Source organism: Coxiella endosymbiont of Ornithodoros amblus (assembly GCF_019425495.1).
GTDB lineage: Bacteria > Pseudomonadota > Gammaproteobacteria > Coxiellales > Coxiellaceae > Coxiella.
The window spans coordinates 1-9,844 of sequence record NZ_VFIV01000046.1 but is presented as its reverse complement, the minus strand read 5'-3'; the positions used below and the strand labels follow the sequence as shown (position 1 = coordinate 9,844).

Genomic DNA, 9,844 nt, shown 5'->3' with positions numbered 1-9,844 from the left:
GTGTTGGCGCATTATAACGCCCCCTTTAAAGAGCGCACTTTTCATTGGGTTGTTTGTTGAAAATCTATACATAATCGTATCCTTAATCCACCGTTAACTTGATTTAATTGAATATGTTTTGTATTTTGCATAGAGACCCAGCTTATGGATAGCTATTGCTGAAGTCCATTATCAGAAGAGAAAATCTTAGAAAAATGCCAATTAGAGCAATTAGAAAGGATTTTCGAAAAAAGGAAATTGTATCGACATCCGAAGATTTTCAAAATGATTATTCGTGACTACTGGCGCAATAGCTTCGAGATGCAAGGTCTTGTGAAGAAGTATTAATCAGAATCTGGAGCTATAGAACAAAAGTAGATGTTTTTGAGCTAAATTGATGGGTCGATATTTTTGGACAATGGAGGGCCTATAAATTGACATAAACAGTTTTTTATCAAGCCGTAGACGCCAACATAGTCAATGGCACACTCGGGGGGCACTGTTTGCGTTAAAAATGCGCTATTTCGAGGAGCTTGAGAGCCTTTATAATTGCTATCTGTAGGCGGCCGTCCTCGTTGCGCGACGAGTCGTACTCTAAACATGATGTGCATAGTTTATAATATGATATATGATGCTGGATAGTTTAGAGACTCAAAATAGAGGCCCCTAAGGCTAAGGTGCTGAGTTTACTTAAAGATATTTATGCTGAAAACTGTAGATATCGTATCGGCACCCATTAGGGACTACAAAAACTAGCTCGTTTAACGAAGCAGAGACGATTTGGATTAAACTTTACGATAAGATTCGGTAGAGCTTTTTTGATGGAACTGTAGAGCTTTTTTGATGGAACTTTGAAATAGCTAATAATCTTTTCGTAGAACTTCAGAGAGATAAAAATGCCATTGTACTCCTATGTTAATAAGTAAGCTACATTATATTAAAATGAAATTTTATAAATAAAGAACGCGATGGACACAAGCCGCTACTATTTCATAAATTGAAATGCTTCTTACTGAGATTCCAGCCGAACATAAAAAAAGAGGCTGTTATTCAAGCCTTACTAATCGTACTCGTATTGCGGGAAAAAAGTGAGGGCTCCGCAGTAAAAATAAATTGTTTTGAGCTTGTAAAAAAGAGTTATTCAGATGGCAGGGCCCCTTCAAGTGGAAGAGTTCCAACGAACTTACTATAGAGTCTTTTAATGCTCTTTTTCAAACTTGTTATGTAAATAAAGCGGTTTTGGCAATGTTTGAAAACTATTCTATTGCAAAGGGAAGAGGGAGTGAAAACGAGTCAAGGTATAATAAAAATTTTAGCAAAGATCTCAACGTTATTAGCATTGAGAAACTGGTTAAAGTAGTTTGTGATTTTTATGAAACCAATAAGGTGATTAATGTACGCGGCGCGGCAAAACTAATTTCAAAGCTGAAAATTATGAAAGATTTTGCTTTTGTCGAAGTTTTTTAAGAGAGTGAAAGAGATTGATTTTATTGATAAAAGCAATTTTTTGTGGAGCAGCATTATCGATATGGTAATCTCTTTTAAGCGATTCGATGTTGTTTTTAAAGCTCTTGAAAGAGTATGGGAGTTTGATGAGGGACGAAGAAAAAATATAAGATTCCTTCTTGGGAAATTGGAGTGTTACAATTTTTTGAAAATAAAAGGACTTTATTTATTCCGATGAGTTGTTTCGCTCAGCGAAAAGCAAAAGGAATTTTTTTCATGAAAAATAAAAAGTGTTGCGCCAGTCGTTGACTGTGAAAAGTATTATTCCAGTGGGCATTTATGTTGGTCCCAAAGTAGATGATTCGACGTTGCGCAATGTAAAAACTTACCCAGCATTGATTGACATTCTTGATAATGACTTTCCTTTGGATGGTTCAGAATTAAATTGTTTGATCGCAAAATTGCGTGATCTAAGGGCATTTGATTTCTGTTAGAATCTCTATCCCAGGGTGTCTCCCTCTCTAGACACTTTTGTTCGTATGATCCGCGTGGCCGCAAAAGCTGGAAGTTTTAATGTCCGAGAAACCATTTACTCCGACGCAATGGGTTGACTTAGTTAGTTTAACTACGATCTGCTTTATTTAATAGTGAACTTATGAACACCCGATTATTCCTTCTACAGAAAATCGGTACAGCAGAGGCCACAAAAGAAGGTATTCACTTTTTTCTTTCCTCCCTGTAAGAGGGGTTGGTGTGATATTAGGGCATATCCACCGTTGTGGGCGCGGTGAAACAATGGCTTGAAGGTGAATGCATTGATCCATTCTATCAAGAAATCCAAGGTATCTTTTTCAAGGGAATAATTCTTTTTAGATAAAATTGACAACGCAGAAATTTCCACAGCAGTAACACGTGAAGAGTCGCAGTCAATTCGGATTGAGCTTTTCAATAAAATGCTGGAAGCGGCATCTTATTAAGAGATTTTGAAAGAGTAAATGAGTGTTTTTCAGAATTAGAAGAGATCAACGGGATGACTACTGTATTTATAGAAATCTGATGTACACCCGAGTAATTCAATACCGTTACCAATCCCTTAAAAAAAGTCGATGACGAAATTAGTAAGGTTTTTTGGAAAGTCTGTGAAAGGGGCTGGTTAGTCCCTTATACAATTAACTCTTTTTTAAAGATCTAAAATATTATGTGGAACAAGGAAATATTAGCAAGGAAATGAAAGAAACTTGCTTTTCCGATGCGAAAGCTGTTTTTGAGCAAGCGGAAAGAGTTTCTAATTGCGATGAATGGACTGAGTATTGGTTTATTGAGTTAACGGTAATTTCCGGACATGAGGAGATTAGGCTTCCGCTTATTGAAAAAATGATTAATTCAAATGAAAGATCATGTGCTTAACCGCTGGTTAGGGAATATTGAAGTCAATCTATGGCATTGCATGGGGAGTGTGAGATTTACCGATTTCTTGAGTGATCAACTTTGGGAGGCGAAAAATAATAAACCGAAACTCTTTAGTCTGATTCATCATTACCTTGACCACGGTAAAAGCCGTCAATACAAAGGTAATTTATACTTTAATTGGACGTTTAGGTAATTTTAAATACTATTTAGCTAAGTTTCTATTTCTAAAAGGTAAAGAATGGCCCAAACATCCTTATAATCAGAGATTGTGGGAGGTGATCATTAAGGTTGCGGTTCAAAAAGCGTACAGTAACCTAGGGGTTTTTATCGACGTCTCCCTGCATATCCCAAGGAAGAATATAAACACGAATTTAGTCTTTAAATTTTCGATTGCCGCTTTTGAAGCTCGGAAATAGATTGTGCTTTGGCAATCGCATCAGAAATATCCATGTGTAACTGACGGCTAATTTGTGAAGTAGTAAAAATTCCCCGCAGGATTTGGCGAGAATCATGTTCGTTATTGATGATTAAGGCATAGTGGGTGTGCAAGCCTTTTAAAGTAATGATAATGTTTCCTACTTTCGCGTATTCCAGTGTGTGCATGTCAAAAGCGCAGATCTGATTCAATGACGTCATCACCATTTTAACTAACACCTGGGAACGTTTAATCCGTTTTTCTTGGCTAATTTTAATGGGTAGCTCACCTAAAATTTCTTCCGAACCGACGACGCCAATAATATGTTTATTATCATCTTGTACCAGCAGCAGGTGCACTCCGTGGATTTTCATTTCATTAAGGGCATCGTCAATCGGTTTATCCGGATGCATCACATGGGGTGGCGTTTGATAAAAGTCAGTCATCAGCACAAAAGCAGGGTCATTTAAATGAACCAATTCAGGTAATTGGCGCGAGCGCAAATAAACATTCCCAGAAGACAGCGTAATCGTTTTGAGTGGTTCGTATCGAGCCATATACTAATTAAACCTATTTTTAAATATAAATACGCTTAAGGATGCCATACGTTTACCATTCCCTTTGTGGATCATTATTCCAAAGATTATAGGGAGACACAAGAACGCATCGAAGCAGAGAACTTCAATAAAGTATTCCTAAAATTGATTTCTGTGCGGGAATGTCCAACTCAAAATTAAAATTACTGTGGGCGGTAACCTCAGCTCCCATTTTCTCGTCATTATGCTAGAATCTTGGAGATTATAAATCGAGGATGAATGATGAAAAAGCCGAGAGCTTGTTGTATAAAGCGGTATTACGAAGTAACAGAAGCTGATCTTCCGCTTTCCTGTCCGATGCCGCAGGATCGCCTGTGGGACGCTCATCCGCGTGTTTATCTTCCTATTGAGCATGAAGGGTATGTGACTTGCCCTTATTGTGAAGCTAAATATATCCTCAAAAATTTTAAGGAATCTACAGCTTAACTTAATGAATAGCAGCAAAAAAATTTTGATCGTGGGCCCGGCTTGGGTGGGTGATATGGTAATGGCGCAGACGTTATTTATATCCCTAAAGCACCGTTATTCCGATGCTCAAATTGACGTCCTCGCGCCAGCGTGGACTAAACCGTTGCTGGAGGGGATGCCGGAAATCAGCAGTACGATTGATTCACCTTTTGTCCATGGGGCAGTGCGATTAAGGGAGCGGTATCGTCTGGGTGTTGCTTTGCGAGAACGAGGCTACGACCAAGCCATTGTGCTACAAAATTCGTATAAATCCGCATTGATCCCTTATTGGGCCAATATACCGCAACGCACCGGCTGGGCGGGTGAGATGCGTTATGGATTGCTAAACGACATTCGTCGGTTAGATAAAAAGCGTTTACCACTGATGATCCATCGTTACATTGCTCTTGGATTGGGTCAAGGTGAACCCCTGCCAACAGAGTTGCCCTGGCCTCAATTGCGGATTTTACCGGCCAAGAGAGCCACAGCGTTAAGTCGATTAGCGCTGCAAGAACCCGCTGCTCCGTTGTTGGCCCTATGCCCAGGGGCTGAATTCGGCTCGGCCAAGCAATGGCCGGCGGAATACTATGCTGAAGTTGCCAAAAAGAAATTGGCGGATGGATGGCAGGTATGGATATTTGGATCTTCAAAAGATAAAGTGGCTGCAAATCGCATCGAATCGCTAACGGAAGGCCGCGCTCGAAATTTGGCGGGTGTGACGACACTCAGCGAAGCTGTCCATTTGCTTTCATTGGCGTCGGGGGTGATAGCTAATGATTCGGGTTTACTCCATGTAACCGCTGCTTTAGACCGTCCGGTAATCGCCGTGTATGGTCCAACGACTCCTTCATTTACGCCACCCTTATCTAAAAAAGCCGAAACAGCTAAATTGGATTTACCGTGCAGTCCGTGTTTTAAACGAGAATGTCCCTATGGGCATCAGCAATGCATGAAGTCGTTGAAGCCCGCTATGATATTGGAAACGATGGAAAAAATGCATTACGTTTCGCTCTGATTTCCCTCGTAAGAGTGGAGCAGGGTTTCTATATTTTCTTTCTTTTCTTCTGGCAAAGCCGCTATTTCTAGCGTTGAAAACGCGAGTGTTTTGTATAATTCTAATAATTTTTTATCAGGCAGTGCGTAAAGGTGTTTGAGAATGGTATTGATATCACCCCGTTTAAGAGGCCCTGTGAGCGATTTTGCAGGGGATAAAGTGGTTTCGAGATTATTAAGCGTTCCCTTCATCAGATTGATAATCATTCCGAGCGCTATTTTCTCTTCAACGTCGGCCTCCTTCAAACAGTGCGCTGCCGTATTCGCGATAGTCACGAGATAGTTGGAGGCGAGAACACCCGCCGCATGGTAAATGGCTTTTTTCTTAGCGCTAATGAGAAAAGTGAGAGAGCCGATCGTCGTGAAAATCTTATTCAAGAGAGGTATTGCTTGGCTGTGGCCTTCGAGAGCGCAGTAAGTCCCCTGATAGCGTGAGAGGACTAGCTTGGGGACAGCAAAACTTTGCAGGGGGTGAACGCTCGCGGTGAAACATCCTTTCTTTACAACAGAAAAAAGAATTTTGGAAGAAAGTGATCCACTGCAATGTAGGATAATGCTAGCCGGTTTTAGATTTTTGCTTCGTGATAGTTGTTGACAGCACGGTTTGATATAATCGTCTGGAGTGGCTATTAGCGTTATGTCTGCGGGCGGCAAGCTTTCAATTGTGTTAAAAGCTTTTCCTTGGCCGATAAAGTGAGTCGCCCTTTTGGCGTTTTTAACCGTTGCATTGCAAACGCCCTTAATGATTCCCGCTTCATGTGTTACCACAAGTCTGGCAATCGTTTTGCCGAGGCGGCCCGCGCCGATAATATTGATTAGTGGCTTCTTCATGCCGTTTGAAAAGAACGCAGTTTTTCTTCAGGCTTCCCTGTCCACGTTGCTTGTCTTGCGGCCATTTCTGAGAAAGCGACCCCTAGAAAAAGAGCGTATAAATGAAGTTCCGTGGTGTCGCTTAACCACGAATTGCCTAAACAACCTATCATCATGCCAATCAATAATGCTTGCATGAAATAGTGGTAATCGCCCGAAAGCGAGTAACTGTATTTCCATTGAATTAAGAAATTCACCAGCAAAAGAAAAACACCGACAATGCCGAGTTCAATACCAACGTTTAAATAACCATTATAAGAGAGACGCATATTGCCGGTGGCCTTGGTTTTCTCGAACGGCAATGTCGCGTAAGCCATGTGGAACCCGCCGGTACCATGGCCAAGCCACGGCCGTTGCTTAAAAAGAAAATAAGCGTTTTTTATAGATTGAATACGAATGCCAACAGAAGTATTAGCTTCTCCTTTTTGATAGCGTTCGGTGTTTTGAACTAGTTCTGTAATCCGCGATCTAAACTGATCCGAAAAATGATACGCCAGACCGCTTAAAAGCACAGCCATAATGAGAGCGCCAAGGAGGCCGCACCACCCAAAATGAAGCCTGCCGCTAAACAATAAAAGAGTAGCAAAAATAAAATAACCAGAACGTCCGTCATTAATAAATAGGGCATTAAAGATCGCGGCAAAAGTGAGGATTCCATAGATCGAACGGTTGAGCCATTTATTAGGGGTTCTCAACTTAAAGGTAGGCGCTACCGGCGTTAAGGATCGATAAAGAAAAATAAAAGCGGTGATAACCATTAAGAAGTTTTGAATAATATGATCTTTAAAAACGCTACTTTTCCCAAAAGGAGTAGAGAAAAATAAGAGCGTATTAAAGAAATATTTGATATAGGACAAACCGAGCGTAATGGTCATCGCGATAAGAAAAGCATTCAGGATATAGCGTCGCCAAGGAGGCTCACACGAAAATCCAATTAAAATAACCGCACATAAGAGATTGCTCGTTTTGGAAAATTGATGAAAAATATCCCGGTTTAGCGCAATAGAATAGAAAGCCGCGATAAAATAGAGCGCTATAAATAGCATTAAGAAAATTGCAACCGGGTGTGACGAAATCACACGCCATTTCTTATGCCATGGATCGCTGAACAAACTGAGAAGCGTCGCGATTGGGAATAAAATGCAGGTGGTTGTTGTTGAAAGAGGCACAGAAAAGGCAGTAGCAGCCAGAAGGACCTCTGTCGTTTTTCTTACTCTTTGATATCTTGGTCTAGGGGCTTCCTGCATGATTTCCTGTCAAATAAACATTAGAATAAAGGGCTTATTATAACATAGGGCGAGAGGATTCACTATAGATGCGAGAGCTTCATATTATCGAGCCTACCTTGGCGGATCAGACAGGCCATTGCCATGCGTATGTGCACAGCCTGATTCAGGCCAATGCCGCTTTTAAGTATGACCTTCATGTATGGTTGAACCGACGGGGGCGCGCCCTTTATCCTGGCGCACGTGTCCGCCTTCGCCCTTACTTTCGACATCGCTGGCGCAAGCTGCAAAAATTTTTTTGTTTACGTTTATTACTTTGCTCTGGCAAAACCATTTTTATCCCAACGGCGGGGCGCATTGATTTAATTTACCTCGATTGGCTTTTGAAAGAGAAAAAATATGAGGGAAAACTGTTTTTGTATTTCCATCAATTTAAAGTTTCTGGGAAGAAAATGGCGCTGCTAAAAAAGATAGCCAAAAAAAATCCTGAATTTATTATGATGGCTCCTACCGCAAAGTTACTCACTATTTTCCAACAAAGTGGGTTTCAACACTGTGAACTTGTGGCTTGCCCCACTTACGGGACGCCTATTCGTTCTTTGGAGCAAAATTCGTTTAAGAAAGTGGTTTATGCCGGCGCAGCCCGAGTGGATAAAGGATTTCCAGAGGTAGTTTCTTTTTTGGAATATTTAGCTGAAAAAGAAAAGAGCTTACCCATTGAGTTACAAATTTCCCCTCCTTTTTCAGGGCGTTATGATGAGAAAAGTAAAGCCGCCTTGTTACGCTTGGCAAATATTCCCTTATCAAAATTAATTATTCATGATCGCGCGCTTGACCAGGCAGATTACCAACGATTATTTATCGGCGGCATAGGCCTTTTAGTTTATGATGGAGTGAGTTATCGGGATAAATTTAGCGGTGTTACTTTAGATGCTTTATACGCTGGCTGCCCTATTATTACTGTCAATAATACCTGGATGGGCGAAGTCGTGGAGCGATTTCAAGCTGGAAAAGTAATAGACTACCGATCGCCTGAGTGTATTTATGAAGCGCTATGTTTAATCCGTTGTGATTATGCGCGTTTCCAAGAAAATGCAAAGTGTGCGGGGGAAATCCTCTCCCGAGAGCATGATCCCGCGAACACGTTAAAAATTATCGATAAACACAATATTTAGAATAGAATGCACCCGCAGAACAACGAAGATGAGTAAGACAAATTTATGAATAAATTATCCGTTTATATTATAGCTTATAATCAAATAAGCAAAATTGAAGATGCGATTAAAAGCGTTTTGTGGGCCGATGAAGTGGTTGTTGTTGACTCACACAGCACCGACGGCACTACCGAGCTGGCAGAAAAACTAGGAACACGAGTTGTCCAAGTGCCTTTTCGCGGTTTTGGTGATTTACGTAATCAAGCTGTCGCTGCCTGTCAATACGATTGGATATTTAGTCTTGATTCTGATGAACGCTGCACGCCCGCGGCGCGCGATGAAATTCTTTCTATCATTAATTCAAATAATGCTCTGGATACTTATAAAATACCGCGTAAAAATCGTTTTATGGGTCGTTGGATTAAGCACGGCGGTTGGTATCCTGATTATCGTCAACCACAACTCTTTCGAAAAAATGCGATCACTTATGTCCCTGATGTCGTCCACGAAAACTATCATTGTCACAGCAACAAGTCCATGGGTTATTTAAAAAATCCTATTTGGCAGATCTCCTTCGAGGACTTATCGGAAATGATGTACAAGGCAAACCGCTATTCGACACTTGGTGTTGACCGACTTAAAAAAAAATATGGGAAAGCTTGTATGTTGCGAGCCATCGCCCACATGAGCTGGACTTTTGTCAAAGTCTATATTGTCAAGTTCGGTTTTTTAGATGGCTGGCCCGGACTTGTGATCGCGATGGGACACAGCTACGGCGCATTTTACCGGTATGCTAAATTTTACGAGCAAGAGCGGTGCCAACAGATCTAATTCGTTCTAGCAAGGCAATCAGAACAAAGCTTAAAACAAGCGTTGCGGTTTTGATACGATGCAAAACCCTACGCCGTCATCCTTGTGCGAGATCGTCCTCAGAATTGTTCAAGAATACGGAACTCTCACAGTCAAGAAGACGGGAGGATCTAAGGAAAGAGGTTAAAAAACATCCAATGCGTTTTTCTAAGCACCTTAACTTGAATCCCGTGCCTTCGGTGAAAGTCATCTATTCTTCTATACTTCACTTCTGGTAGACGGCCTTTCGCACCGGATGCGATTATTAAGGTCGGGACGAAGTGATGGATTATTACGAGGAGAAATGAAAAGCCGTGGCAAAAAACCAATGAGGATTGTCAACGGGTACGCCGCATCCGGGGGTATTTAATGGCGCTGCCGGTTTGTGCGAACGGGGGG

Annotated in this window: 9 protein-coding genes and 1 pseudogene; 7 read left to right on the top strand and 3 right to left on the bottom strand. The window is 41.2% G+C overall.

The features are described from left to right. Positions 1-1,224: 1,224 nt before the first annotated feature. A complete protein-coding gene (locus FIV31_RS06020; RefSeq protein WP_280124146.1) occupies positions 1,225-1,446 on the top strand; it encodes a hypothetical protein in 222 nt (73 codons plus the stop codon). A gap of 255 nt (positions 1,447-1,701) precedes the next feature. Next, positions 1,702-3,217: pseudogene (locus FIV31_RS06015) on the top strand (CBU_1665 family Dot/Icm T4SS effector). Here FIV31_RS06015 and FIV31_RS06010 read toward each other — a convergent pair. After that, complete coding sequence (locus FIV31_RS06010; RefSeq protein ID WP_280124145.1) at positions 3,214-3,807, bottom strand: CBS domain-containing protein; 594 nt, start codon at positions 3,805-3,807, stop codon at positions 3,214-3,216. The pseudogene FIV31_RS06015 and the gene FIV31_RS06010 sit on opposite strands and share 4 nt — an antisense overlap. 66 nt (positions 3,808-3,873) lie before the next feature. Between FIV31_RS06010 and FIV31_RS06005 the strand changes: the two genes are divergently transcribed. From FIV31_RS06005 to waaF, 3 genes are all read left to right on the top strand, one after another. Further along, positions 3,874-3,987 carry a hypothetical protein gene (locus FIV31_RS06005; RefSeq protein WP_280124144.1) on the top strand — a complete coding sequence of 38 codons (114 nt, stop codon included), beginning with the start codon at positions 3,874-3,876 and terminating at the stop codon, positions 3,985-3,987. A gap of 78 nt (positions 3,988-4,065) precedes the next feature. After that, a complete protein-coding gene (locus tag FIV31_RS06000) occupies positions 4,066-4,272 on the top strand; it encodes a zinc-finger domain-containing protein (RefSeq protein WP_280124143.1) in 207 nt (68 codons plus the stop codon). Positions 4,273-4,276: 4 nt separating this feature from the next. Further along, entirely contained in the window at positions 4,277-5,308 is a 1,032-nt protein-coding gene (gene waaF / locus FIV31_RS05995) for a lipopolysaccharide heptosyltransferase II (protein WP_280124142.1), read from the top strand. On the opposite strand, the gene FIV31_RS05990 is transcribed toward waaF, so the two are convergent. After that, a complete protein-coding gene (locus tag FIV31_RS05990) occupies positions 5,293-6,177 on the bottom strand; it encodes a Rossmann-like and DUF2520 domain-containing protein (protein ID WP_280124141.1) in 885 nt (294 codons plus the stop codon). The two genes, waaF and FIV31_RS05990, sit on opposite strands and share 16 nt — an antisense overlap. Next, a complete protein-coding gene (locus FIV31_RS05985) occupies positions 6,174-7,463 on the bottom strand; it encodes an O-antigen ligase family protein (protein ID WP_280124140.1) in 1,290 nt (429 codons plus the stop codon). The genes FIV31_RS05990 and FIV31_RS05985 overlap by 4 nt, the downstream gene beginning before the upstream one ends. A 68-nt stretch (positions 7,464-7,531) precedes the next feature. On the opposite strand from FIV31_RS05985, the gene FIV31_RS05980 reads away from it, so the two are divergent. Further along, on the top strand, positions 7,532-8,617 hold the full coding sequence (locus tag FIV31_RS05980; RefSeq protein WP_280124139.1) for a glycosyltransferase: 1,086 nt from the start codon (positions 7,532-7,534) through the stop codon (positions 8,615-8,617). Positions 8,618-8,662: 45 nt separating this feature from the next. Continuing rightward, on the top strand, positions 8,663-9,427 hold the full coding sequence (locus FIV31_RS05975) for a glycosyltransferase family 2 protein (protein ID WP_280124138.1): 765 nt from the start codon (positions 8,663-8,665) through the stop codon (positions 9,425-9,427). Positions 9,428-9,844 lie beyond the last annotated feature (417 nt).